This is a genomic window from Pseudomonas sp. XWY-1 (assembly GCF_002953115.1).
GTDB lineage: Bacteria > Pseudomonadota > Gammaproteobacteria > Pseudomonadales > Pseudomonadaceae > Aquipseudomonas > Aquipseudomonas alloputida.
Genome location: NZ_CP026332.1, coordinates 540,326 through 563,202, shown reverse-complemented (window position 1 = coordinate 563,202; position 22,877 = coordinate 540,326). Strand labels below are relative to the sequence as shown.

Annotated in this window: 25 protein-coding genes and 1 tRNA gene; 14 read left to right on the top strand and 12 right to left on the bottom strand. The window is 63.1% G+C overall.

The window, feature by feature from the left end; all coding sequences use genetic code 11:
* Positions 1–4: 4 nt before the first annotated feature.
* The 3 genes from PRJ_RS02635 to nrdR are packed head-to-tail and all read right to left on the bottom strand — an operon-like array spanning position 5 to position 2,310.
* On the bottom strand, positions 5–670 hold the full coding sequence (locus tag PRJ_RS02635) for a riboflavin synthase (protein ID WP_003255399.1): 666 nt from the start codon (positions 668–670) through the stop codon (positions 5–7).
* Positions 671–712: 42 nt separating this feature from the next.
* Positions 713–1,843, bottom strand: coding sequence for a bifunctional diaminohydroxyphosphoribosylaminopyrimidine deaminase/5-amino-6-(5-phosphoribosylamino)uracil reductase RibD (gene ribD, locus PRJ_RS02630; RefSeq protein WP_049588007.1), 1,131 nt, complete (start codon positions 1,841–1,843; stop codon positions 713–715).
* Positions 1,844–1,845: 2 nt separating this feature from the next.
* Positions 1,846–2,310, bottom strand: coding sequence for a transcriptional regulator NrdR (gene nrdR, locus PRJ_RS02625; protein ID WP_003255402.1), 465 nt, complete (start codon positions 2,308–2,310; stop codon positions 1,846–1,848).
* A 106-nt stretch (positions 2,311–2,416) separates the two neighbouring features.
* Here nrdR and PRJ_RS02620 point away from each other — a divergent pair, with 106 nt between their 5' ends.
* The 3 genes from PRJ_RS02620 to trxA are packed head-to-tail and all read left to right on the top strand — an operon-like array spanning position 2,417 to position 4,427.
* Positions 2,417–2,863 carry a YbaY family lipoprotein gene (locus PRJ_RS02620; RefSeq protein WP_020191400.1) on the top strand — a complete coding sequence of 149 codons (447 nt, stop codon included), beginning with the start codon at positions 2,417–2,419 and terminating at the stop codon, positions 2,861–2,863.
* 3 nt (positions 2,864–2,866) lie between these two features.
* Positions 2,867–3,523 (top strand): methyltransferase, encoded by a 657-nt coding sequence (locus tag PRJ_RS02615; protein ID WP_064492914.1) that lies wholly within the window; start codon positions 2,867–2,869, stop codon positions 3,521–3,523.
* Positions 3,524–3,554: 31 nt separating this feature from the next.
* Entirely contained in the window at positions 3,555–4,427 is an 873-nt protein-coding gene (gene trxA, locus PRJ_RS02610; protein ID WP_010951799.1) for a thioredoxin, read from the top strand.
* Positions 4,428–4,578: 151 nt separating this feature from the next.
* On the opposite strand, the gene PRJ_RS02605 is transcribed toward trxA, so the two are convergent.
* The gene (locus PRJ_RS02605) at positions 4,579–4,923 is read right to left on the bottom strand and encodes a hypothetical protein (RefSeq protein ID WP_010951798.1); all 345 of its coding nucleotides are present in this window, start codon (positions 4,921–4,923) and stop codon (positions 4,579–4,581) included.
* Between the two features lie 130 nt (positions 4,924–5,053).
* Between PRJ_RS02605 and PRJ_RS02600 the strand changes: the two genes are divergently transcribed.
* The 5 genes from PRJ_RS02600 to PRJ_RS02580 all read left to right on the top strand — a co-directional run bounded on the left by PRJ_RS02600 (position 5,054) and on the right by PRJ_RS02580 (position 9,061).
* Positions 5,054–5,653, top strand: a complete 600-nt coding sequence (locus PRJ_RS02600; protein ID WP_104960700.1) for a DUF2796 domain-containing protein — start codon at positions 5,054–5,056, stop codon at positions 5,651–5,653.
* The gene (locus PRJ_RS02595; RefSeq protein ID WP_010951796.1) at positions 5,654–6,364 is read left to right on the top strand and encodes an ABC transporter ATP-binding protein; all 711 of its coding nucleotides are present in this window, start codon (positions 5,654–5,656) and stop codon (positions 6,362–6,364) included.
* Positions 6,364–7,629, top strand: a complete 1,266-nt coding sequence (locus tag PRJ_RS02590; protein WP_010951795.1) for an FtsX-like permease family protein — start codon at positions 6,364–6,366, stop codon at positions 7,627–7,629. Before PRJ_RS02595 ends, PRJ_RS02590 begins: the two co-directional genes overlap by 1 nt.
* A 126-nt stretch (positions 7,630–7,755) precedes the next feature.
* Positions 7,756–8,268 carry a DUF3299 domain-containing protein gene (locus PRJ_RS02585; protein WP_020191397.1) on the top strand — a complete coding sequence of 171 codons (513 nt, stop codon included), beginning with the start codon at positions 7,756–7,758 and terminating at the stop codon, positions 8,266–8,268.
* A gap of 109 nt (positions 8,269–8,377) precedes the next feature.
* Positions 8,378–9,061, top strand: a complete 684-nt coding sequence (locus tag PRJ_RS02580) for an OmpW family protein (RefSeq protein WP_010951793.1) — start codon at positions 8,378–8,380, stop codon at positions 9,059–9,061.
* Here PRJ_RS02580 and PRJ_RS02575 read toward each other — a convergent pair.
* Positions 9,049–10,254, bottom strand: a complete 1,206-nt coding sequence (locus PRJ_RS02575) for an MFS transporter (RefSeq protein ID WP_104960699.1) — start codon at positions 10,252–10,254, stop codon at positions 9,049–9,051. The two genes, PRJ_RS02580 and PRJ_RS02575, sit on opposite strands and share 13 nt — an antisense overlap.
* 103 nt (positions 10,255–10,357) lie before the next feature.
* Here PRJ_RS02575 and PRJ_RS02570 point away from each other — a divergent pair, with 103 nt between their 5' ends.
* Positions 10,358–10,801, top strand: coding sequence for a helix-turn-helix domain-containing protein (locus tag PRJ_RS02570; RefSeq protein ID WP_010951791.1), 444 nt, complete (start codon positions 10,358–10,360; stop codon positions 10,799–10,801).
* Between the two features lie 30 nt (positions 10,802–10,831).
* Here the strand turns inward: PRJ_RS02570 and PRJ_RS02565 are convergent, their stop codons facing one another.
* Positions 10,832–11,764, bottom strand: a complete 933-nt coding sequence (locus PRJ_RS02565; RefSeq protein ID WP_003255418.1) for an NAD-dependent epimerase/dehydratase family protein — start codon at positions 11,762–11,764, stop codon at positions 10,832–10,834.
* Positions 11,757–12,641, bottom strand: coding sequence for a sugar nucleotide-binding protein (locus PRJ_RS02560; RefSeq protein ID WP_019439170.1), 885 nt, complete (start codon positions 12,639–12,641; stop codon positions 11,757–11,759). The genes PRJ_RS02565 and PRJ_RS02560 overlap by 8 nt, the downstream gene beginning before the upstream one ends.
* Positions 12,642–12,899: 258 nt before the next feature.
* Between PRJ_RS02560 and PRJ_RS29770 the strand changes: the two genes are divergently transcribed.
* Genes PRJ_RS29770 through PRJ_RS02550 form a run of 3 tightly spaced genes read left to right on the top strand, consistent with a single transcriptional unit; the run spans position 12,900 to position 14,749 of the window.
* Positions 12,900–13,061: a hypothetical protein gene (locus PRJ_RS29770; RefSeq protein ID WP_155741836.1), complete on the top strand. Its 162-nt coding sequence runs from the start codon at positions 12,900–12,902 to the stop codon at positions 13,059–13,061.
* A 42-nt stretch (positions 13,062–13,103) separates the two neighbouring features.
* A complete protein-coding gene (locus PRJ_RS02555) occupies positions 13,104–13,895 on the top strand; it encodes a TSUP family transporter (protein ID WP_014755162.1) in 792 nt (263 codons plus the stop codon).
* 8 nt (positions 13,896–13,903) lie between these two features.
* Positions 13,904–14,749 carry an alpha/beta hydrolase gene (locus PRJ_RS02550; protein ID WP_104960698.1) on the top strand — a complete coding sequence of 282 codons (846 nt, stop codon included), beginning with the start codon at positions 13,904–13,906 and terminating at the stop codon, positions 14,747–14,749.
* A gap of 11 nt (positions 14,750–14,760) precedes the next feature.
* Here PRJ_RS02550 and PRJ_RS02545 read toward each other — a convergent pair whose 3' ends face one another.
* Entirely contained in the window at positions 14,761–15,570 is an 810-nt protein-coding gene (locus PRJ_RS02545; protein WP_020191391.1) for a helix-turn-helix transcriptional regulator, read from the bottom strand.
* Positions 15,571–15,748: 178 nt separating this feature from the next.
* Here PRJ_RS02545 and PRJ_RS02540 point away from each other — a divergent pair, with 178 nt between their 5' ends.
* On the top strand, positions 15,749–17,191 hold the full coding sequence (locus tag PRJ_RS02540; RefSeq protein WP_104960697.1) for a sodium:alanine symporter family protein: 1,443 nt from the start codon (positions 15,749–15,751) through the stop codon (positions 17,189–17,191).
* Positions 17,192–17,254: 63 nt separating this feature from the next.
* Positions 17,255–18,253, top strand: coding sequence for an asparaginase (locus PRJ_RS02535; protein ID WP_104960696.1), 999 nt, complete (start codon positions 17,255–17,257; stop codon positions 18,251–18,253).
* Between the two features lie 106 nt (positions 18,254–18,359).
* Here the strand turns inward: PRJ_RS02535 and PRJ_RS02530 are convergent.
* The 4 genes from PRJ_RS02530 to fdhE form a co-directional block, all read right to left on the bottom strand.
* Positions 18,360–18,455, bottom strand: a tRNA-Sec gene (locus PRJ_RS02530).
* A 6-nt stretch (positions 18,456–18,461) separates the two neighbouring features.
* Entirely contained in the window at positions 18,462–20,384 is a 1,923-nt protein-coding gene (gene selB, locus PRJ_RS02525) for a selenocysteine-specific translation elongation factor (RefSeq protein WP_104962848.1), read from the bottom strand.
* A complete protein-coding gene (gene selA / locus PRJ_RS02520) occupies positions 20,381–21,808 on the bottom strand; it encodes an L-seryl-tRNA(Sec) selenium transferase (RefSeq protein ID WP_104960695.1) in 1,428 nt (475 codons plus the stop codon). Before selA ends, selB begins: the two co-directional genes overlap by 4 nt.
* 139 nt (positions 21,809–21,947) lie before the next feature.
* Entirely contained in the window at positions 21,948–22,874 is a 927-nt protein-coding gene (gene fdhE / locus PRJ_RS02515) for a formate dehydrogenase accessory protein FdhE (RefSeq protein WP_064492903.1), read from the bottom strand.
* Between the last annotated feature and the right edge of the window lie 3 nt (positions 22,875–22,877).

The window sequence follows — 22,877 nt, the reverse complement described above, 5'->3', positions numbered from 1 at the left end:
TCAATCAGGATTTCAAGAAGCCATTGGCGGCCAGGAAGCTTTCGGTAATGCCACTGCCCTTGCTCGGTTCGGCGGCCTTGTCACCCAGCAGCAAGCGCTCCAGGTAACGGGCCAGCAGGTCGACCTCAAGGTTTACCCGACGCCCTGCACGGTAATCGGCCATGATGGTTTCGGACAGAGTGTGCGGGACAATGGTCAGCTCGAATTCGGCGCCATTGACCTCATTGACCGTCAGGCTGGTGCCGTCGACGGTGATCGAACCCTTGTGGGCGATGTACTTGGCCAGTTCCTTCGGTGCACGCACGCGGAACTGGATGGCGCGGGCGTTATCGCTGCGCGAAATGATTTCGCCAACCCCGTCGACGTGGCCGCTGACCAGGTGCCCGCCCAGGCGGGTAGTGGGGGTCAGGGCTTTTTCCAGGTTGACCTTGCTGCCGCTCTTGAGGTCGATGAAGGCGGTGCGCTTGAGGGTTTCGACGCTGACATCGGCCCAGAAGCCGTCGCCCGGCAGTTCTACGGCCGTGAGGCAAACACCGTTGACGGCGATGCTGTCGCCGAGCTTGACGTCCCCCAGGTCGAGCTTGCCGGTTTCTACGTAGACGCGCACGTCACCACCCTTGGGAGTCAGGCTGCGGATGGTGCCGATGGATTCGATGATGCCGGTGAACATGGGGTCTTCCTCAAAAACGGTTTGCGCGGGGCAAGCCCGGCATTATACGCCGGGCGCCGGCAGGGGGATGGCCGTGACCCGCCAGTCATCGCCCACTGCGCGCATTTCGGTAATTTTCAGCCGTGGTGCTTCGCTCATCTTGTCCATCGGCCAGTCCAGCAGCGGCCGGGCCTGAGAGCCGAGGAAGGTGCCAGCGACGAACAGCTGGTACTCATCGACCAGGCCTTGCCGTGCGAAGGCACCGACCAGGCCGGCACCGGCTTCCAGCAGGATTTCGTTGACGCCGCGGGCGGCCAGGGCGTGAAGCAGCGCCCCCAGGTCGACCTGGCCATTGTCGCCCGGCAAGCTGAGCAATTCGTGGCCGGCAGCGGCATAGCGCGGGTCATCTGCGACAGCAGTCACCACCAGAGCCGGGCCGGCCTGGAAGAACGGCGCCGCCAGTGGCAGGCGCAGACGGCCATCGACCAGCACCCGCAAGGGTGTGCGGCTAAGAGCCAGGGCAGTAGTTTCGGCATCCAGGCCCAGCTCGGCACCACGCACGGTCATGCGTGCGTTGTCTGCCAGCACGCTGGCGGCGCTGGTCAACACCACGCTGGAGCGGGCGCGCAAGCGCTGCACGGCTGAGCGGGCGGCCGGGCCGGTGATCCACTGGCTCTCACCACTGGCCATGGCGGTGCGGCCGTCCAGGCTCATGGCCAGCTTGGCGCGAACGAACGGCAGGCCGTGCTCCATACGCTTGAGGAAGCCTGGGTTGAGGGCGCGGGCCTCGGCTTCGAGCACCCCGCTGGCCACTTCGATTCCGGCTTCGGCCAGGCGCCGCAGGCCCTGTCCCGCCACTTGCGGGTTAGGGTCCTGCATGGCTGCGACTACACGCGCCACACCGGCCTTGACCAGCGCTTCGGCACACGGCGGCGTACGGCCATGGTGGCTGCATGGCTCCAAGGTGACATAGGCACAAGCACCCCGGGCAAGTTCACCGGCCTGGCGCAGGGCATGCACTTCGGCATGTGGCTCGCCGGCGCGAACGTGCCAGCCTTCGCCAACCACTTCGCCATCACGCACGATCACGCAACCTACGCGCGGGTTCGGGTGGGTGGTGTACAGGCCTTTACGCGCCAGCTCCAGCGCACGGGCCATGTAGTGGGCGTCAAGGATGGCGGCTTGGCTGGGCATGTTCACTCTTTAGCTGGCTCACGGGCCAGGCGGTCGATTTCTTCGCGGAACTCGTCGAGGTCCTGGAAGCGCCGGTACACCGAGGCAAAGCGGATATAGGCCACTTCATCGAGTTTGCGCAACTCGGCCATGACCATTTCACCGACCACCAGCGATTTGACTTCGCGCTCGCCCGTGGCACGCAGCCGGCTCTTGATGTGCGCCAGCGCAGCTTCCAGGCGCTCGACGCTGACCGGACGCTTTTCCAGGGCCCGTTGCATGCCAGCGCGCAGCTTTTCTTCGTCGAAGGGCTGGCGCGTGCCGTCCTGCTTGATCAGCCGGGGCAGCACCAGCTCGGCGGTTTCGAAGGTGGTGAAGCGCTCGCCGCAGGCCACGCATTCACGGCGGCGGCGCACCTGCTCGCCCTCGGCGACGAGGCGAGAGTCGATGACCTTGGTGTCGTTGGCACCGCAAAAGGGACAGTGCATGGTGGCAGGCAACAAAAAAAGGGAGGGCCATGGTAGCGCATTGCACTGGCAAGACAAGCCAAAGGGGTTAACATCCATGGGAAATATGCCCGTGAAGGACTCCCCCATGCACTACCGAGCGCTCGTCGTGCTGTGCTGCGCCGCTTTGCTTGCCGCCTGCGGCAGCGACAGGCCAAAGACCGACAACCCGGCGCCCGCGCCAGCCCCCTCGGCCAAGGCCGAAGTACCGGGCCCGTTGCCGGCCTACCAGCGCGAACTGAGCGGCACCTTGCTGGAAATTCCGGCGGGGGCCGAGGTGGAACTGGCCTTGCTGGTGATCGACGAGCGCGACCGCCCGCAGCGCCTGCTGGCCAGCAGCAACCTGACCGGTACCGGCCAGGCGTTGCCCTACCACCTGCGTTTCAACCCCGAAGCCTTCCCGCCCGGTGCCCGGGTCGAACTGCGTGGCCGCGCCAGCAACTCCGGCCAGCTGATCATGCACCTGCCCCCGGTGCGCATTACCCAGGCACAAACCCAGGCCACCGGCCCGCTGCGTTTCGAGAAGGCGCCTTAAGTGATGCCGCTGGCCCTGCAACAGGCCCTCAGCGGCCTGATCGGCGAAGCACGCCTGATCGTCAGCGAACTGCCCGACTGTGACCTGAAGCTATGGCTGATCGACGACCAGAACATGGATCGCGCCTTCAGCAGCGAAGAAACCCGGCGCATTCTTGAAGAACCTCCCTATTGGAGCTTCTGCTGGGCCAGTGGGCTGGCAATGGCCCGCTACCTGGCCGAACGCCCGGAATGGGTGGCAGGCAAGCGCGTGCTGGACTTTGGCGCCGGCTCTGGTATCGCCGGCATTGCTGCTGCACGCGCCGGTGCACGAGAAGTGGTGGCCTGCGACCTCGACCCGCTGGCCCTCGCTGCCTGCCGTGCGAATGCAGCACTGAACGGGGTGACACTAAGCTACAGCAGCGATTTTTTTGCCGAGGAAGACCGTTTCGACCTGATCCTGGTTGCCGATGTGCTGTACGACCGCGCCAACCTGCCGCTGCTGGATGCCTTCCTGAGCCGCGGTCGGCAGGCCTTGGTGGCCGACTCGCGGGTACGCGACTTTCGCCACCCGTTGTACCAGCAATTGGGCGTGCTCGAAGCACTGACCCTGCCGGACCTGGCCGAGCCACACGAATTCCGCCGGGTCAGCCTGTACCACGCCAGCCGCGACACCTTATAGTGGTGCCATACACGAGTTTGCGAGAGTCGCGATGACCCAAGACACGCCTTACATTTTCGACGCCACCGATACCAACTTCCAGCAACTGGTGATCGAGAACTCCTTCCACAAGCCGGTGCTGGTGGACTTCTGGGCCGAGTGGTGCGCGCCGTGCAAGGCGCTGATGCCTTTGCTGGCAAAGATTGCCGAGGGTTACCAGGGCGAACTGCTGCTGGCCAAGATCAACTGCGACGTAGAGCAACAGGTGGTTGCCCAGTTCGGCATCCGTAGCCTGCCGACAGTGGTGCTGTTCAAGGACGGCCAGCCGGTGGACGGTTTTGCCGGGGCACAACCGGAGTCGGCGATCCGCGCCATGCTCGAGCCGCATGTACAAATGCCCGCCGCGCCCACCGCCGCGCCACTGGAGCAGGCAAAGGCACTGTTTGCCGAAAGCCGTTTTGCCGAAACCGAAACGCTGCTACAGGCGCTGCTGGGTGAGGACAACAGCAATGCCGAGGCGCTGATCCTGTATGCCCGCTGCCTGGCCGAGCGTGGTGAGCTGGGCGAAGCGCAAGTGGTGCTGGATGCGGTCAAGACTGACGAACACAAAGCTGCACTGGCCGGTGCCAAGGCCCAGCTGACCTTCCTGCGCCAGGCTGCCAGCCTGCCGGAAGTGGCTGACCTTAAAAGCCGTCTGGCGCAGAACCCGCAAGACGACGAGGCGGCTTATCAGCTGAGCATTCAGCAACTGGCGCGCCAGCAGTACGAGGCGGCGCTGGAAGGTCTGCTGAAGTTGTTCCAGCGTAACCGTGGCTACGAGAACGGGCTGCCGCAGAAGGCACTGTTGCAGGTGTTCGAGTTGCTGGGTGGCGATCACCCGCTGGTTGGTGTTTATCGTCGCAAGCTGTCGGCGGCGATGTTCTGAGTGACCTTGAAGCCTGCGCTGGACCTGTTGGAGCGAGCATGCCCGCGAAGAAACCGACACAGTGGATGGCACCGGCTCTGCCGGTGTTCGCGGGTAAACCCGCTCCTACGGGTGACAGCGCAGGCGTTTCAATTTTCAAGCAAGACAGCGCTCACCCTACCCAGTGATAAACGGGCGCATCCACGCCACTCTCCACCTTGACCTCACTGCTGTGCCGCAAGCGCACCAGCAGCCGCTTACCCGCCGCCGTACTCCCTGCCAGCCCTTCCAGGCGGTCCAGCAATTCCGGCCCGCTCATCTGTCCTGCCAGACGCAACACATCACGCGCCGCAGCCCACTGAGCGTCATTTTGGCGCGGCCCGGCCACCGCAGCGGTCGCCGCAGCCTGGGCGACCACCGGCACCTCGGTCTGTCGCCCCAGTTGCGCCCACTCTTCAGGCGTAAGCTCGATGGTCAGGTCCACCGGCCAGTCACCAATCTGTCCACGAATTCTCATGATGCATTCCTTGAGCCCAAGTCAATGCAGCCATGCTACCGCAACATGAAACATGCGCCACACAGGCTGGCGGCACGCCGAGAAGTTGTTATAACATAACTCGATCTTTCAGCCCGCTCCGGAGTCGTCCATGCGTCGCCTGCTGCTCGCCCTGCCCTTCGCTTTGCTGCCACTGGCCGTAGCCCATGCCCACGATGAACATGACCATGATCATGACCACGCCCACGGCTCCCTCGGCGCCCACGAGCATGGCGTAGCCAAGCTCAACGCAGTGCTCGATGGCAATACCCTGGAACTGGAGCTGGACAGCCCGGCAATGAACCTGGTCGGCTTCGAGCATGCCGCCAGCAGCGATGCCGACAAGGCCAAAGTCGCCGCCGTGCGCCAGCAGCTTGAACAACCCCTGAAGCTGTTCGACCTTTCTGCTGCCGCGGACTGCAAGGAAGAGCAGCAGGCGCTGGAAAGCCCTCTGTTCGGTGACGCAGCGAAGGCCGACAACGATGGTGACGAGCACGAACATGAACATGAACATGAGCACGACCATCAGCACAGCGACATCGGCGCCCACTATCAGCTGACTTGCGCCAACCCCGACAAACTCACACAGCTGGACCTGGCGCCGCTGTTCAAGGCCTTCCCCGCCACCCAGAAAATCAACGTGCAACTGATCGGCCCCAATGGCCAGAAAGGCGTGGAAACCACGCCAACCAAGGCAGCGGTCGCCTTCTGAATGAACCAGCCGTTGATCGATCTGCATGACCTGGTGTTCGCCTGGCCAGGTCACCCGCCGCTGCTGGATATTCCGGCATTGCGCCTGGACGCTGGTGAAGCACTGTTCCTCAAGGGCCCCAGCGGCAGTGGCAAGACGACCTTGCTGGGCCTGCTGGGCGGGGTGAACGTGCCGGTCCAGGGCCGCATCCAGTTGCTCGGTCAGGACCTCGGCAGCCTGAGCCAGGGCGCCCGCGACCGCTTTCGGGTCGATCACACAGGGTATATCTTCCAGCAGTTCAACCTGCTGCCGTTCCTCTCGGTACGTGAAAACGTCGAACTGCCCTGCCGCTTCTCGCGCAGCCGCAAGGCACGCGCCGAGCAGCGCCATGGCAGTGTTGACCAGGCGGCCAGCACGCTGCTGACCCACCTGGGCCTGGGCGACCCTGCCATGCTCGCCCGCCGCGCCGACAGCCTGTCGATCGGCCAGCAACAGCGGGTCGCCGCCGCCCGCGCACTGATCGGCCAGCCTGAACTGGTGATCGCCGACGAACCGACCTCGGCACTGGATGCGGACACGCGCGAAGCATTCATCCGCCTGCTGTTCGATGAGTGCCGCGCCGCCGGTGCCAGCCTGTTGTTCGTCAGCCACGACCAGAGCCTGGCGCCGCTGTTCGACCGCCATCTGTCGCTTGCCGAACTGAACCGCGCCGCCAAGCCCCGGGAGGCCTGATGTACCTGCTCCGCCTAGCCTTGGCCAGCCTGGCCAACCGCCGCTTCACTGCGTTTCTGACCGCCTTTGCCATTGCCCTGTCGGTGTGCCTGCTGCTGGCTGTTGAGCGGGTCCGTACCGAAGCCCGTGCCAGCTTCGCCAGCACCATCAGCGGCACCGACCTGATTGTCGGTGCACGCTCCGGCTCGGTGAACCTGCTGCTGTATTCGGTGTTCCGCATTGGCAACGCGACCAATAACATCCGCTGGGACAGCTTCCAGCACTATGCACAGGACCCACGGGTGAAGTGGGCAATCCCGATCTCGCTGGGCGACTCGCACCGCGGCTACAGAGTGATGGGCACCACCACGGATTACTTCAGCCATTATCAGTACGGCCGCCGCCAGCATCTGCAACTGAGCCAGGGGCGTGAGTTTGCCAACGACCCGTTCGAGGTAGTGCTCGGCGCCGAAGTGGCCGAGGCATTGCACTACAAGCTGGGTGACAAGCTGGTGCTGGCCCACGGCGTGGCCGCAATCAGTCTGGTCAAGCACGACGACAAGCCGTTTACCGTGGTCGGCGTACTCAAGCGCACCGGCACCCCCGTCGACCGCACCCTGCATATCAGCCTGGGCGGCATGGAGGCGATCCATATCGACTGGCACAACGGCGTACCCGCCCGTGGCGCCGGGCGCATCAGCGCCGAACAGGCCCGTACGATGGACCTGCAACCTGCCGCCATCACTGCGTTCATGCTTGGCCTGAACAGCAAGATCGCAACCTTCAGTCTGCAGCGGGAAATCAACGAATACCGCAGCGAGCCGTTGCTGGCGATCCTGCCGGGGGTCGCCCTGCAGGAACTGTGGAGCCTGATGGGCACTGCGGAACAGGCTTTGTTCGTGGTGTCGCTATTCGTGGTGCTGACCGGTTTGATCGGCATGCTCACGGCGATTCTCACCAGCCTCAACGAACGCCGCCGGGAAATGGCGATCTTGCGTTCGGTCGGGGCCCGGCCTTGGCATATTGCGGGGTTGCTGGTACTGGAAGCACTGTCACTGGCCTCGGTCGGGATCGTGGCCGGGCTTGGCTTGCTATATGCGGGTATCGCCCTGGCACAGGGGTATGTGCAGGCCAATTATGGCTTGTATCTGCCACTGGCTCTGCCGAGTACCCATGAATGGACCTTGCTGGCTATCATCCTGGGGGCCGCGTTGCTGATGGGCAGCGTGCCGGCGTGGCGGGCTTACCGGCAATCGCTGGCCGACGGCCTGTCCATACACCTCTGAGTGCGCGTAATGATCAAACACCTCACCGCCTGCTTCGCGGGCACGCCCGCTCCCACAGAGAGCCCCGCAGGCTTCGGAGCTTGTGCAGTACCTGTGGGAGCGGGCTTGCCCGCGAAGAGGCCGGCAATGCACATGCTGCTGGCCTTGCTGTTGCTGGTAGCGATGCCTCTATGGGCCGCCGAACCCAAGGAGCTGGACTGGCCCGCACTGATCCCTGAAGGCGCCCCGGTCATCCCGCCACAACTGGCGCCGCTGCACGACATGTCACAGCTCAGCAACGCCCTGTCTGCCGAATCCGCACCTCCCGCGCGTCAGCAGGCGCCCGACGCGCCAGTGGTAAAAAGCCTCGACGGCCAACAGGTCAAACTTCCCGGTTACATCGTGCCACTGGAGGTCAGCGAAGAAGGCCGCACCACCGAATTCCTGCTGGTCCCTTACTATGGCGCGTGCATCCACGTGCCGCCGCCGCCGCCGAACCAGATCGTGCATATTTTCAGCGAGATGGGCGTGCGCGTCGAAGACCTCTACCAGCCCTACTGGATAGAGGGAAAGATGCAGGTTAAAGCTTCCAGCAGCGAGCTGGCCGACGCCGGCTACCAGATGGAAGCCGAGAAAATCTACGCTTATGAGCTGAGATGAGAACTGTTTCGAATTCGTGAAGACGCTTCGTTGAGCTGGGTCAAACTTTCCGTTTGACCAGCTCCGTACCATTGGACTACTCGATTAATAACGTCCTTTGGGAGCTTCCATGAACAAGTCCTTGCTGGGTGCCTCGCTTGTGGCCCTTGCGCTCGCCGCCCCTGCCGCCCACGCCTATCAGGCGGGGGACATGATCCTGCGCGCAGGCGCCATCACCACCGCCCCGAACGAGAGCAGCGGCGACCTCAAGTTCGACGGCAACAAGGTGTCGGGCACCAAGGCGACCCTGGACAGCGATACCCAGTTGGGCCTGACCTTTGCCTACATGCTCACCGACCACATCGGCCTGGAGCTGCTGGCAGCTACCCCGTTCAAGCACACCGTCGGCGTAAAAGGTCTGGGCGGCGGGCTGGACGGCAAGCTGGCGGACATCAAGCAACTGCCGCCAACGCTGTCGCTGCAGTACTACCCAATGGAGCCAAATTCGCGCTTCCAGCCGTACGCTGGCGTCGGTATCAACTACACCCTGTTCTTTGACGAAGACTTGAGCAGCGCACGCAAGGAACAAGGCTTCAGCAACCTCAAGCTGCAGGATTCGGTAGGTATCGCCGGCCAACTGGGCATGGACTACATGCTGACCGACAACCTGCTGGTAAACGCCTCGGTCTGGTACGTCGACATCGACACCAAGGCCAGCGTCAACGGCCCGACCGCCCTTGGCTACAGCAAGACCAAGGTCGACGTCGACGTCGACCCGTGGGTATACATGGTCGGCCTTGGCTACAAGTTCTGACCTGAACATTGCAGGGCGGCCTCGGCCGCCCTCGCGCGTTGCAGCCATAGCCAGTAGCACAGTGCGACGGCACTGATGCCCATGCCAAGCCCACACACCGCAACCCAGCCCCAGTGGGCAAACACCCAGCTCGCCAACACCGCCCCCATACCGCTGCCCAGCGAATAGCAACACATGTAGGCGCCGATCAAACGGCTAGCCATCGCACCACGCCCGGCCAGCAACAAGCTCTGGTTGGTGACATGCACTGCCTGCACGGCAAAGTCCAGCATCAGCACACCCAGCACGAAGGCCAGCAATGAATGTTCGACGAACGCTGTTGGCAGCCACGACAGCGTCAGCAGGGCCAACGACACTCCGGTCGTACGCTCACCGCGCCCAAGGTCAGCCAGACGACCAGCATGCGAAGCCGCCAGCGTGCCCGCCACACCTGCCAGGCCAAACAGGCCGATCTCGGTATGGCTCAGTGCCAGCGGCGCAGCACTGAGTGGCATGACCATGGCACTCCACAGCACGCTGAATGCGGCGAAGATCAACACACCGAATACGCCGCGCTGGCGCAGCAACCTGTCGTGCCGATACAAGCTGAACTGGGCCAAGATCAGCGCCCGGTAACCCGGCCGGCTCCCCATCGGCTGCCCGCCGGGCAGACTGCGCCACAGCACCAGCGCCAACAATATCAAGAGCCCTGCGGCGACCAGGTACACACTCCGCCAGCCGGCCAGGTCAGCCAGCCCGCCCGAAGCCAGCCGTGCCAGCAGAATGCCCAGCACCACACCACTGGTGACAGTGCCTACCGCCTGCCCTTGCTGGCCAGGTGAGGCAAGGCTCGCAGCATGAGCCACCATCACCTGCACCATGACTGCCATCAACCCGGTGATCGCCAGAGCCAGCAGCAATATTGCCCAGTTCGGCGCCATGCCAACGCCGACCAGCGCAAGCGCCGCGAACAGCAACTGGCCAAGCAACAAGCGTTTACGGTCGACCAAGTCCCCGAGCGGCACAATCAGTAGCAGCCCCAGGGCGTAGCCCGCCTGGGTCGCGCCGACTACCCAGCCAATCTGCTGCAGCGCTACCCCCAACTCAGCAGCCATCGACTCAAGCAGCGGTTGAGCGAAGTACACCGTCGCCACCGCAATTGCGCTGGTGGTGGCAAGCAACAGGGTTATCCAGCGTGTCAGCGAAGGTGTCATCGGGCAAAGCCTCTGGAATCTGGTTTCAATTTGAAACCACATGCTGGCTATTTAGCAAATGTGGTTTTAATCTGCAACCAGATAATCAAGACAGGCTTGCCCCATGCTCGATGAAAACAATGCGCAGTGCCCCGTGGCCCGGGCTCTGGAGGTGCTGGGTGACCGTTGGGCGCTGATGATCCTGCGCGATGCCTTCGACGGCCTGCGGCGTTTCAGTGAATTTCAGAAGAACCTGGGGCTGGCGAAGAACATCCTCACCTCGCGGCTAAAGCTGTTGGTGGAAAGTGGGTTGCTGATGACACAGCCGGCGTCGGATGGCAGTGCCTATAAAGAATATGTGCTGACCGATAAAGGGCGGTCGGTGTTTCCAGTGGTGGTTGGTTTGAGGCAGTGGGGGGAGCGGTTTCTGTTCGAGGCGGGAGAAGCGCGTTCGGAACTGGTGGACGGCGTGACGGGGCAGGCGCTTGAAATATTGCAGGTCCGTGGCCAGGATGGGCGGGTCTTACATCCCGAAGATTGCCAGCGCAGAAGGGTGCGGCATGGGTGATGTCAGGGCTGCTGAGCAGCCCCGCGGGGCTCAGCCTTTACCTAGAAGCTTTGTCAGGCCTTCAACCATCGGCGTTACCTGTGCAAATTTGAACCGCGCCAACAGCCGCTGGTTATCCGCTCGCGAATGGCGGATATCACCCGATCGCGCCGCCGCATAGCTGATCGCTGGCAAGCTCCCCACAACCTTCTCCAGCGCGGCCAGCAACTGGTTCAGTGAGGTCGCCTGGTTCAGCCCGATGTTCACCGCCCCCTCCTCGACCTGCGGCTGCTCCAGTGCCTGCACCATCACCTGCACCAGGTCGCCCACATAAAGGAAGTCCCGGGTCTGTTCGCCGTCACCGAACACTGTAATCGGCAAGCCCTGCACAGCACGCTCGCAGAAGATGCTGATCACCCCGGAATACGGTGAGGAAGGGTCCTGCCGTGGCCCGAAGATGTTGAAGAAGCGAAACACCACCGGCTCCAGACCATGCTGGCGACGGTAGAAGTCCAGGTACTGCTCACTGGCCAGCTTGTCCACGGCATAAGGGGTCAACGGCGCCTTGGGCGTGTCTTCGGAAATCGACTCCCCTTCACCATTGTTGCCGTACACCGCTGCGCTGGAGGCGAAGAGCACCCGGCGCACGCCATGCACGCGCATGGCTTCGCAAACGTTGAGGGTACCGATGAAGTTACTCTGGTGGGTACGCACCGGGTCTTCGACCGAGGCCTGAACCGACGCTACCGCCGCCAGATGCACCACAGCACGGCAGCCAGCCGCCGCTTGAGTGACCAGCCCTGCATCGGCAACATCACCTTCGATCAGTTCCAGCCGTGGGTGATCGACCTGCAGATTGCTTCGCCGGCCGGTGGAGAAGTCGTCGAGAATGCGTACGGCGTAGCCTTTGTCCAACAACGCATCGCACAGGTGGGAGCCAATGAAGCCGGCACCGCCGGTGATCAGGATGGGGGCGTCAGCCATGGCGGTAGAACCGGTCCAGTAGAGGTGGCAAGCCAGCGCGCCAGGCACGCGGCTTGATACCGAAGGTATGAAGGATTTTCTTGCAGGCCAGTACCGCGTGCTGTGGCTCTTCGCTGGCATCCGGGCGCGCGGCATGGGCCTGCGGCGTGGGGGCCTGAACGGCCAGCTGGCGGTATTGGCCGGCCTCGGCGAGGATCGCCTGGCCCAGCGCCAGCGGCGTGGTCGCCTCATTGCCGGCGTAGTGGTAGGTGCCCCACAGCGGCGCATTGCAATCAAGTTGCTTGAGTACCGACAGGATCACTCGGGCAGCATCATCGACCGGCGTCGGGTTGCCACGTCGATCATCGGCCAGCAGCAGCTCCTGTGGTTGCTCGGCACGGGTCAGGAAGCGGCCCAATGCGCCATCGATGCTCTCGTCCAGCAACCAGCCAAAGCGCAGCAACACATGCTGCGGGCAGGCCGCACGCACGCTCTGCTCGATGCGCCATAGAGCCTGGCCACGCATGCCCAGCGGCACTGGCTCGTCCTTTTCGCTATAGGCCGTGGCCCGCGAACCATCGAACACACGGTAGCTGGATGGCTGCACCAAGGTGATCTGATGGTGCTGGCACAGCTCTGCCAACCGCTCCACCGCCCGCTCCTGTTGGGCCAGGCGCTGCTCGCTGACCGACTCGGCCTGGAACCAGTCGAAGTAGTAGGCCAGGTTGACCAGCGCGTCGGGGCGATGGTCATCGAGCAACTGAGTGAGGCTTGAGGGCGCCCAGCCGTTCTCGGGCGGGCGCGGTGCCAGGAAAGCGATGTCCTCCTCGGCCCCAAGACGAATCAGCGCTTGCCCGAGGGCATTGCCACCACCCAACAGCATTAGGCGCATACGCATAGAGTCAGCAGATCCGGAGAGGTTGATGAGAAAAAAGAGTCATTTTGCGGTTTCCTGCCCGGGAAGTCCAACACCGGACCCATTCGATGCCACAGGGCGGGATTCCACAGTTTCACCGCTCAATACCGCCACAGACAGAAATTTCCTACGACATACGAGGAATGGGCTGACTACCACGTCACGGCATAACTGCATTGAATAGTCGACTCCCCACTTGCCAGCCAGGGAGTTTCACACAAAAACGACAAGGAACGTTCAATGCCTCATTCGGAAGCTGCCTACCTGGATTTCTACCCAGAGCAAAGCCAGGCCATAACCTTTGCAAGCCAAACCCTTGCTGATTTGGGTGGACCGGAGGCTAAAGGAGTAGCACTTCAGGCTCGTATATTCGCCGATCAACTCGAGAAAGGTGCTCGCTGAAGACCCGCTGCTGGTAGGTGGTTGAGCACAGGAAAATACTCCATGATCGAAATCGACTTGACGTTTGTTCTGCTACTCGCACTGGTTGCACTGATGGCCGGCTTTTTTGATGCTATCGCCGGCGGCGGTGGCCTTATCACGCTCCCGGTGTTGTTTATTGCCGGTGTAGAACCCTTGGCAGCTATTGCCACTAACAAGTTCCAGGCAGCTTCGGCTACGGTTTCGGCTACGTGCGCCTTCGCCCGCAAAGGCATGATCGACTGGAGACGAGGCAGTCCCATGGCTGTCATGGCGTTTATCGGTGGGGCGCTGGGGGCCTTGTCGATAACTTATGTCCCCAAAAGCGTTTTGCAGGCGTGCGTCCCACCACTGCTGATCCTGATCGCCGCCTACTTTGCCTTCAGTCCAAAGCCGAATGAACAAGCGCGCAAGGCAAAGGTATCGACCAGCCTATTCTGCGTGACGGCTGCACCAATCATTGGCTTTTATGACGGCATCTTCGGCCCCGGAGTCGGCTCGTTCTTCATGCTGGCCTGCGTGGTCCTCTTGGGCCAGCACCTCATTCAAGCCGTATGCACCAGCAAGCTTTTGAACGCGGCCTGTAACCTGGGCGCACTATCCGTCTTTTCTCTCAGCGGGGCGATCATCTGGCCGCTGGCGCTGGCAATGGCGCTCGCCGCCTTCCTGGGCGCACAATTGGGGGCTCGCTGCGCAGTTCGCTTCGGCTCTCGCCTCATAAAACCGCTGCTGGTCAGCGTCTGCTGCATCATGGCACTCAAACTGCTGCTCGATACCGGCAACCCGCTCGGCGAATGGCTCAACCAGTTCTTCTAGAGAGCACCATGCACATTCAAAAGGCTTCCCCACAGCGCGAGAAGTGGCAGTTTGACGAGCCCGCCCCGGGCAAAGAACTGTTCATCAATGAAGTCTTTGGAAACTACCAGCAACAGGCGCGATTGCTGGTACCTGATATCGAGCGCGCAGCTCCCGCATTCGTCTTGGGGGGCGCGCGTTCCGACTTTACCCGGCTCAACCCCCTGCTTTATCGCCTGCAAGCCGCGGGCATTGGTTCACTCACTGGCAATCTGTCAGGTCACAGCCTCGCCAGCGAGCCAGGCGCAATGGCGCCGTCACTGGCTACGAACCTTGATGAAGCACAGCGTTTCCACGCGCATATCGCGCCTCGATGCCGAACGCTCATAGGCCACAGCCTTGGCGGGGCAATTACGCTTAAGCTTGCAGCACAGTTGCCACAAGTGGACAGCATCGTACTGATCTGCCCCGCAGTTTATCCAGACCATGCCCACCAAGCGCCGTTCGGCCCGGCATTCACTGCGGCCATCAACAAGCCTTTCGGTTTTCTGGAGAGCGATAGCTATACCTTCCTCAACCAGTTTCTTGGAAGAGTATTGATGGTGATCGGCGAGTACGACGGGCTCAACTCCCAGAGATTCGGCAAAGGCCCCGGCACCAGCGCTGGCAACCTGTGGCTTGCCGGCACTGAACGCTATAGCCCGATTCCTGAAGAAGTTAACCTCGCCTTGATGCGAGCAGTTCCAGCGTCGCGTTTGCAATGCCTGTTTCTTACCGACTGCGACCATGGCATCGCGGCACATTTGCGCAGTACTCCGGCAATAGCGGACCAGGTTGCCGACACGGTCGCAACGTTCATCCTCGACAATGCTTAAGGCGTTTAGCATTACTCGATCTCGAACAGACCATTGCGCAATGGCGCCACGCTCAATCGCTCACGCACATCGTCATCTATGCGCGGATCATCCGGCCGGTACAGTTTCACCTGCCGGTACGCATTGATGCGATTGATCTCCTCGCCCAGGTATTCCCACACCACCCGGGTACAGGCCGGGTTGCGCCGGTCGCCGCTGGATACGCCGGCCTTCAGGCCATTCAGCCGGGTAATGCGGCTTTTGAAGCTGGGGATGAGGATGGTCTGGCTCATTTCGTTGAACGTCAGCGACTCGTAGTCGATGAGGAACATCCGGTCCTGCAGCTGGAACGCCGCCCCCAGGTAGCGGCAGCGTACCTCGGCATGCTGATCGGTGGCGCTGGAGCGCTCCTGCCGTTCCTGGCGCTCGAACAGAAAACGGCCGCGTTCTTCCCACAGGTGCACCAGCGACACTAGGATCGTGCCCGGCACCGACATGCAGTTGGAGTACTCGAAGTAGTAACCGCAATAGCGCGAAAGGTTGCCGCCATGTTCGTGCAACGGGCGGAACAACTCGCTGATCGGGTCACTGGGCTGCTGGGGCTGGGGCGATACCCGCGCACCGATCAGACGGGCGAACTGCTCGGCGGGCAGGTTCAGTTCGTAATCCTCGACACCGAAGAAGTCGCCGATACGCTTCAGGTTGAAAGCCGTCGGACGGCTTTGCCCGCTCAGGTACTTGTTGAACTGCGCGCGGTTGATCGAGAGCTGGCGGCAAACTTCTGAAATAGAGCGGTAGTGGCTGCAGGCGAGTTTGAGGTTGGTAGCGAAGTGATCGCTCATATGCGGAATCCAGGTGACGCGAATGACGCCATTGTAGCATCAAGTCGCATCAAGTCAGAGCAATCCGCGAAATTGTAACCAGTCTTGTCATAGCCAACCATGCGCCCCAACGAATAGCGGTGCGCCTGCCGTCCGCTGGTCTTTCCACACGAAGAATAAGAATCGAGGTCATTTTCCAATGCTCGAAGTAATCAACGATTTCCTTTCGGGGAAACTCCTCATCGTGCTGATCGTAGGGCTGGGTAGCTACTTCACCATCCGCTCCCGGTTCGTCCAGTTCCGCCACTTCACCCATATGTTCAGCGTGTTCAAGGAATCGCTGCGTGGCCAGGCAGGCCAGCTGAGTTCCTTCCAGGCCCTGATGCTGAGCCTGGCCGGCCGCGTGGGCGCCGGCAACATCGCCGGTGTCGGTATCGCAGTGACCCTGGGCGGCCCAGGTGCCGTGTTCTGGATGTGGGTCACCGCACTGGTGGGCATGTCCAGCAGCTTCTTCGAATGCACCCTGGCCCAGGTGTACAAGCGCGCTGATGGCGACGGCCTGTACCGTGGCGGCCCGGCCTACTACATCCAGCACGGGCTGAAGCGCAAGAGCATGGCCATCGTGTTCTCGATCTTGCTGCTGGTCACCTACGGCTTCGCCTTCATCGGCCTGCAGTCGTACACCGTCACCCACTCGCTGCAGAATGCCTTTGCCTTCGACCCAAGCCACACCGGTATTGTCCTGGCCGTGCTGCTGGCCATCACCTTCATCGGCGGCATCAAGCGCATCGCGGCGGTGTCGGACCTGCTGGTACCCGTCAAGACTCTGGCCTACATCGGCGTGACCCTGTACGTGATCGGCACCCAGATCGAACACGTGCCAGCCATGCTGGAAACCATCTTCAAGAGCGCCTTCGGTCTCGACCCGGCGTTTGCCGGCCTGCTCGGCAGCGCCATCGTCATGGGCGTGAAACGTGGCGTGTTCGCCAACGAAGCAGGCCTGGGCAGTGCACCGAACGTCGCTGCCGTGGCTGCCGTGAAACACCCGGGCGCGCAGGGCGTGGTCCAGGCTTTCAGCGTGTTCCTCGACACCTTCTTGATCTGCACCTGCACCGCACTGCTGATCCTGCTTTCGGGCTTCTACACCCCGGGCTTCGAGGGCGACGGCATTGTCCTGACCCAGAACTCGCTGGCCGCCGTAGTCGGTGACTGGGGTCGCGTGTTCGTCAGCGTGGCGCTGTCGCTGTTTGTCTTTACCTGCATCCTCTACAACTACTACCTCGGCGAGAACAGCCTGCAGTTCCTCAGCCGTAACCGCGTAGTGTTGATGGTGTTCCGTGGCCTGGTACTGGCACTGGTCGTGTGGGGTTCGATGCAAGACCTGTCGACCGTGTTCGCCTTCGCCGACATCACCATGACCTGCCTGGCCTTCGTCAACCTGGTGGCCCTGGCCATGTTGTTCAAGGTCGGCCTGCGAGTCATGCGCGACTACGACGAGCAGCGCAAGGCCGGTGTAAAGCAGCCTGTGTTCGACTCGTCCAAGTTTGCCGACCTGGACCTGGACCGCAATGCCTGGCCTGCCAATCCTCAGGTGGAAACAGCCACTGACAAAGCAGTCGGCCAAGTTCAGACGCAGCGCTGATATCCTCCCCTGCCCAGCCGCCCCTTCCGCGGGCGGCTTTTCTTTGTCCGCTCACCGCTACGGATGCTTTCCATGCGCGCAGTAAAGAATCTTCTCGTTCTCTATACCGGTGGCACCATCGGCATGCTCGAAACCCCCGAAGGCCTGGCACCGGCCGGTGGTTTTGACGCGCGGATGCGTGAACACTTTGCCCAGATGGCCAATGCACCCCAGGTGCAATGGACACTGCACGAGCTGAACCCGCTGCTCGACAGCGCCAATATGCAACAGCACAACTGGCTGGCGATGCGCGATGCCATCGTCGCGGCGGTGGATGTAGCGGGCCACGATGGCGTGCTGGTGCTGCACGGTACCGACAGCATGGCCTACAGCGCTGCAGCGTTGTCGTTCCTGTTGCTGGGCCTGCCAGCACCGGTAGTGCTGACCGGCTCGATGCTGCCGGCAGGTGCCCCCGACAGCGATGCCTGGGACAACCTGTGCGGCGCATTGCGCCAGTTCGAGCACGGCCTGGAAGATGGCGTGCAACTGTACTTCCACGGTCAGCTGCTGCATGGCTGTCGGGCGTCGAAGCTGCGTAGCGAAGCGTTCGATGCCTTTGCTGCGCTGCCGCGCCATCGTGACGCTGAGCGGGCCGATACGATCCCTGCCGAGCTGGGCTACAAGCAACCGCGCAAACCGGTCAACCTGGCGGTTGTGCCGGTGTTCCCGGGGCTTCAGGCCGGGCATTTGCAGGCCTTGATCGACAGTGGTGTGCAGGGCTTGCTGCTGGAGTGCTACGGCAGCGGTACCGGGCCGTCGGATGACCAGGCGCTGCTGAATGTGCTGAGCGCAGCGCGCCAGGGCGGCGTGATGTTGGCGGCTATCAGCCAGTGCCCGGAAGGCTCGGTGGTGTTCGACACCTATGCGGCGGGCAACCGCTTGCGCGGGGCCGGGCTGGTCAGTGGCGGTGGCATGACCCGTGAAGCGGCACTGGCCAAGATGATGGCGCTACTGGGCGCAGGGTCGGATGCTGACGCAGCAGACCGCTGGTTTGTCCTGGATTTGTGTGGCGAGCGGGCTTGATCAGCGCCCTTGAGGGCCTCTTCGCGGGTAAACCCGCTCCTACGACGATAGCGTTTCCTGTGTAGGAGCGGGTTCACCCGCGAAGAGGCCCTAAAGGGTGAAAAAATGGCGGAAGGCAGCGGGAGTCGAACCTGCCCGGGAACGGCTGCCGTCCCCAACCGGGTTTGAAGCCCGGCCGCGCCACCGGGCGCGATTGCCTTCCTTGAACTCAGTGCCTGGCGTGCTGTTGAGCCAGGGCGCTGTCGGCGCGGATGTGACGCTGGTCGGCCACCCTCCGGGTCAGGCCGATGCGGTCGAAGTATTCCAGAATCTGCACACTGCGCTTGCGACCGATGCCCAACATATCGCGAAACGCGGCAACCTGCACTATCGTCGTTTCACTGGCCTGCCCCAGCATCAACGCTGCCATGCGCTGTAGCGTCGCCTCGGGGTAGAACAAGTCGCGCACCACCTGATGCACCAGGCCCAGCCGGGCCAACTTGCGCAGTAACAGGCGCACATCGGCTTCGGCACGGTTCTCCTCACTCGCCAGCGTCCTGACCCAGGGTGGGTCAAATTGCCCTGCGATCAACTTCGGCTGCAGACGTGCCCACAATGCACTGTCGGCTTCGCTCAACTGTACCTTGTGATCGGGCAGATGCAGCCATGGCCCGCTGCTGGCGATGGCGCTGTCGTCGAGCAGTTCATCCAGCAAACTGACGAATGCCGGCCGTTCCAGAGGCAAGGCTACAAAGCGCCGCAAGCGATCACGGTCAGGGCCAAGCTGGTCGGGCTCTTGCTCGTGAAAGCGCGCCAGCTGCTCCAGGACCTGCTGCTTGAGCGCCTGCCATTGAGCGTTGGCGAACAGCAGTTGGCCCTGCCGGGTGGCCACCACCCGCACATCGTCCGGTAACTGCCAGGTTTCCCGCAGGCGGTTGAACTGCCGCTCGAGCCGCTGCGGGCTAATGCCGCCCGGTGCACTGGCGAGCAGTGCTGGCAGTGCCTGCTCCAGATCCGCTGCGTCGCGCAGCACCTGCAACTGCTGCAGACGGGCATCGCTACGGCGTTGGCGGCTTGGTGCGAACGGGTCGAGCACCTTGCCGCCGCCCAGCGTGCGCTGGGCGCGCTGATCGCGCAGCACCAGGCGGTCGCCGTGCACGGCCTGCAACGGCGCGTTGAGCAGCAACTGGGCAAACATGCGTTGGCCGGCAGCCAGGCTTTCGCCTTCGAGCAAGGCGACCCGGGCCGTTACATCCTGGGTGCCGAGGTGCACATGCACGGCGCTGAAATGTTCGAAAGTACGCTTCTCGTCCGGTAACAGGTACAGCTCGATATCCACCCGAACACTGGGCGCATGCAACCATTCGGGCACCAGCCAGTCGCCCCGGTGCACCTGCTCCACGGCCAGGCGCTCGGCAGCGATGTTCAGCGCCACCCGTTGGCCTGCTTCTGCCACCAACGCGGCCTGGTTCTGCGCATGCAGACCACGCACGCGCACCACCTTGCCGGCCTTGCCCAGCAACAACGTATCACCCGCACTGACCCGTCCGGCCAGTGCCGTGCCGGTGACCACCACACCGGCGCCGGTAACCGCAAAGGCACGGTCGACGGCCAGGCGAAAACCACCGTGCACACTGCGTTGCCGTGTACCTGCTTCGGCCTCCAGCAGGGCCTGGCGCAACGCTTCCACGCCCTCCCCGCTGATGCTCGACAGCGGAAACTGCCGCGCACCGGCATACGGCCCAGGCGCCAGCAGTTCACTGACTTGCATCTGCACCTCGGCCAGACGCGACGGCTCTACCCGGTCGCATTTGCTGATCGCCACCAAGGCCTGGGGAATGCCCAGCAGCTCGATGATCGCCAGATGCTCACGGGTCTGCGGCATGACCCCGTCGTCGGCCGCCACTACCAACAGCACCAGGTCGATGCCATGGGCGCCGGCCAGCATGTTGTGGATAAAGCGCTCGTGGCCCGGCACATCGATGAAGCCGGTCAGCGGCGCGCCTTCGCTCAGCGCCGCATAGCGGTAACCAAGGTCGATGGTCATGCCGCGGGCGCGCTCTTCTTGCCGCTGGTCGCCGGCCTGGCCGGTCAGCGCCAGCAGCAGTGCGGTCTTGCCGTGGTCGATGTGGCCAGCGGTACCAACGATCACTGCACCGGCCCCAGCTGCAGGGCTGGCAACTGGGCCAGCCACTGGGCTTCGTCATCCAGCTGGCGCAGGTCCAGCCACAGGGCATCGTCGTCAATGCGGCCCAGCACCGGCACCGGCAGGTCGCGCAGGGCGCGCTCCAGCACATGCAGGCTGCGCCCGCGCAACTTCTTCGACACTTGCGGGCGCAGGCACAGCGCGGCACTGGGCAGGCGCGCAACCGGCTGGCTGCCACTGCCGATCATGCCCAACGCGGGCTCTACGCTGATTGCCCATTGCTCACCGAGACGCGCCTTGAGTTCAGGCGCCAGGCGCTCGGCCTGGGCCTGAATCTCGGCCTGGCTGCGGGTCAGCAGGCGCAGGCTGGGCAGGCGCTCGGCCAGGCGATCGGGGTTGCGGTACAGCGCCAGCACCGCTTCGAGTGCAGCAAGGGTGATCTTGTCGACGCGCAACGCACGCTTGAGCGGATTTTTCTTGATCCTGGTGATCAAGTCCTTGCGGCCGACGATGATCCCGGCTTGCGGACCACCCAGCAGCTTGTCGCCACTGAAGGTGACGATATCGGCACCATCGGCCAGAGCCTGGCGTACCGTGGGTTCGGCGGGCAGGCCCCAGCGGGTAAGGTCGAGCAGGCTGCCGCTGCCCAGGTCTTCAAGCAGTGGCAGTTGATGTTGGTGGGCGATACGTGCCAGCTTGGCAGTAGGCACCTGGGTGGTGAAGCCCTGGATGCTGTAATTGCTGCAATGCACCCGCATCAGCAGGCCAGTGCGCGGGCCGATGGCGGCCTCGTAGTCGCGGGCGTGAGTACGGTTGGTAGTGCCAACCTCGTGCAGCTTCACGCCGGCGCGGGCCATGATGTCGGGAATACGGAACGCACCACCGATCTCGATCAGCTCGCCGCGAGAGATGATGCCTTCCTTGCGCGCGCCCAGGCTGTTGAGCGCTAGCAGCACGGCGGCGGCATTGTTGTTGACCACGGTGACGGCTTCGGCACCGGTCAGCTCGCGGATCAGGCCTTCGATCAGGTCATCACGGTCGCCACGTTTGCCGGTGGCCAGGTCGAATTCCAGGTTGAGCGGGTAACGAGCGGCGGTCTGCATGGCCTCGATGGCTTCTTCCGGTAGCAAGGCGCGGCCCAGGTTGGTGTGCAGCACGGTGCCGGTGAGATTGAACACGCGGCGAACCTGGCTGCGTTGCTGGAGGGCGAGGCGTTCGCCGCTGCGGCCAAGGAGGATTTCCGGAGCCAGTTCGGCGCTGCCGAGTTCGCCATTACGGGCGGGCTCGCGCAGGTCATCGAGCAACTGGCGCAGGGTATTCAGCACGGCGTCACGGCCGTGGCGATCGATCAGAGGGAGGCAAGCCGGGTGGCGAAGGAGGGTATCGATGGACGGCAGGCGTGGGGTGTCGCTGGCAAGGCTGTTGGACATGCGGTATTACCTTGGACTGATCCGTTGTCTGTGCTGGCCCATTCGCGGGTGAACCCGCTCCTACAAGTACAGCGTGATCCGGAAGGTTGGCGCAATTACCTGTAGGTACGAAGGCAAGTCGGTGTTTCAGTGTAGACCCTCAGCCACTTCCCGGGGCGAGCATCAGGTTGGGCGCCAGGCGATGGAACCCCTCCCCGTCCAGGCGTATATCCAGGGCCAGGCTGGCCAGGTCATCGGCCAGCGGCTCGGCCGCCGCATCGTTCTCCAGGTAGTTCTGCTTCAGGTAGCTGTCGCACCCTGGGCAGCATTCGGCGCGCAGCGGCGCTTTGCCTGGCGCATGGCGATCATCCTCAAGGCTGGTGTAACGCAAGTCCTTGCTCGACTCGCAGTACACGCACTTGACCCGCACCACATGCCATTCACATGCACACAACGAACAGGCCAGGTAACGTAAACCGTTGTGCTTTCCACGGTTGCGCACCACCCCGGCCATCGCCGGCGAACCACAAGCCGGGCATTGGGCCAGGCTGCCGGCAGGCTCGAGCTGGTGTGCGGGCAGCGCCAGCAGCCAGCTGGACCACGCCGCCTGCAACGCGGCCCCGAGGAACGGCACCAGTGCTGCAGGCACACCATCGTACTGGCCTGCCAGCAAAGCAATGCCCCAGCCCTTGCGCTGATTGTCATCACTGCCTCGTAGCACCTGCAGCGCCTCACCCAGCGGGCCACTGCGTTCGCCGCTGAGGTGCTCTAGCAGTGCCTGCAACCAGACCAGCCATGGGCCTTCACGCACCAGGCTGTCAGCCGCCAGCGGCGGCAAACCATGGTCCATGCACAGGCGCTGACGCTCCTCGGCCACGGGCAAGCCGCTGGGCGGGTTATCCACAAGCTGCTGCTGGATGCGGCATAAACGCGCAATCAACCTCAGGTAGTCGCCAAGCGCGTTGCCCTCAGCCAGTTGCTCCAGGCGGGCGGCGCGCAGTTCAAACAGGTTGGCGGCGGGCAGGTGCAGAAATGGCGGCGTGACTGCCGACGCTTCGATCTGCCCGGGTTCGAGTAGGGTGCTCAAGCG

Excerpts from the sequence above, each read along its gene's own strand:
- PRJ_RS02635 (WP_003255399.1), bottom strand. The coding sequence starts at position 670 with ATGTTCACCGGCATCATCGAATCCATCGGCACCATCCGCAGCCTGACT.
- ribD (WP_049588007.1), bottom strand. The coding sequence starts at position 1,843 with ATGCCCAGCCAAGCCGCCATCCTTGACGCCCACTACATGGCCCGTGCG.
- nrdR (WP_003255402.1), bottom strand. The coding sequence starts at position 2,310 with ATGCACTGTCCCTTTTGCGGTGCCAACGACACCAAGGTCATCGACTCT.
- PRJ_RS02620 (WP_020191400.1), top strand. The coding sequence starts at position 2,417 with ATGCACTACCGAGCGCTCGTCGTGCTGTGCTGCGCCGCTTTGCTTGCC.
- PRJ_RS02615 (WP_064492914.1), top strand. The coding sequence starts at position 2,867 with ATGCCGCTGGCCCTGCAACAGGCCCTCAGCGGCCTGATCGGCGAAGCA.
- trxA (WP_010951799.1), top strand. The coding sequence starts at position 3,555 with ATGACCCAAGACACGCCTTACATTTTCGACGCCACCGATACCAACTTC.
- PRJ_RS02605 (WP_010951798.1), bottom strand. The coding sequence starts at position 4,923 with ATGAGAATTCGTGGACAGATTGGTGACTGGCCGGTGGACCTGACCATC.
- PRJ_RS02600 (WP_104960700.1), top strand. The coding sequence starts at position 5,054 with ATGCGTCGCCTGCTGCTCGCCCTGCCCTTCGCTTTGCTGCCACTGGCC.
- PRJ_RS02595 (WP_010951796.1), top strand. The coding sequence starts at position 5,654 with ATGAACCAGCCGTTGATCGATCTGCATGACCTGGTGTTCGCCTGGCCA.
- PRJ_RS02590 (WP_010951795.1), top strand. The coding sequence starts at position 6,364 with ATGTACCTGCTCCGCCTAGCCTTGGCCAGCCTGGCCAACCGCCGCTTC.
- PRJ_RS02585 (WP_020191397.1), top strand. The coding sequence starts at position 7,756 with ATGCACATGCTGCTGGCCTTGCTGTTGCTGGTAGCGATGCCTCTATGG.
- PRJ_RS02580 (WP_010951793.1), top strand. The coding sequence starts at position 8,378 with ATGAACAAGTCCTTGCTGGGTGCCTCGCTTGTGGCCCTTGCGCTCGCC.
- PRJ_RS02575 (WP_104960699.1), bottom strand. The coding sequence starts at position 10,254 with ATGACACCTTCGCTGACACGCTGGATAACCCTGTTGCTTGCCACCACC.
- PRJ_RS02570 (WP_010951791.1), top strand. The coding sequence starts at position 10,358 with ATGCTCGATGAAAACAATGCGCAGTGCCCCGTGGCCCGGGCTCTGGAG.
- PRJ_RS02565 (WP_003255418.1), bottom strand. The coding sequence starts at position 11,764 with ATGGCTGACGCCCCCATCCTGATCACCGGCGGTGCCGGCTTCATTGGC.
- PRJ_RS02560 (WP_019439170.1), bottom strand. The coding sequence starts at position 12,641 with ATGCGTATGCGCCTAATGCTGTTGGGTGGTGGCAATGCCCTCGGGCAA.
- PRJ_RS29770 (WP_155741836.1), top strand. The coding sequence starts at position 12,900 with ATGCCTCATTCGGAAGCTGCCTACCTGGATTTCTACCCAGAGCAAAGC.
- PRJ_RS02555 (WP_014755162.1), top strand. The coding sequence starts at position 13,104 with ATGATCGAAATCGACTTGACGTTTGTTCTGCTACTCGCACTGGTTGCA.
- PRJ_RS02550 (WP_104960698.1), top strand. The coding sequence starts at position 13,904 with ATGCACATTCAAAAGGCTTCCCCACAGCGCGAGAAGTGGCAGTTTGAC.
- PRJ_RS02545 (WP_020191391.1), bottom strand. The coding sequence starts at position 15,570 with ATGAGCGATCACTTCGCTACCAACCTCAAACTCGCCTGCAGCCACTAC.
- PRJ_RS02540 (WP_104960697.1), top strand. The coding sequence starts at position 15,749 with ATGCTCGAAGTAATCAACGATTTCCTTTCGGGGAAACTCCTCATCGTG.
- PRJ_RS02535 (WP_104960696.1), top strand. The coding sequence starts at position 17,255 with ATGCTTTCCATGCGCGCAGTAAAGAATCTTCTCGTTCTCTATACCGGT.
- selA (WP_104960695.1), bottom strand. The coding sequence starts at position 21,808 with ATGTCCAACAGCCTTGCCAGCGACACCCCACGCCTGCCGTCCATCGAT.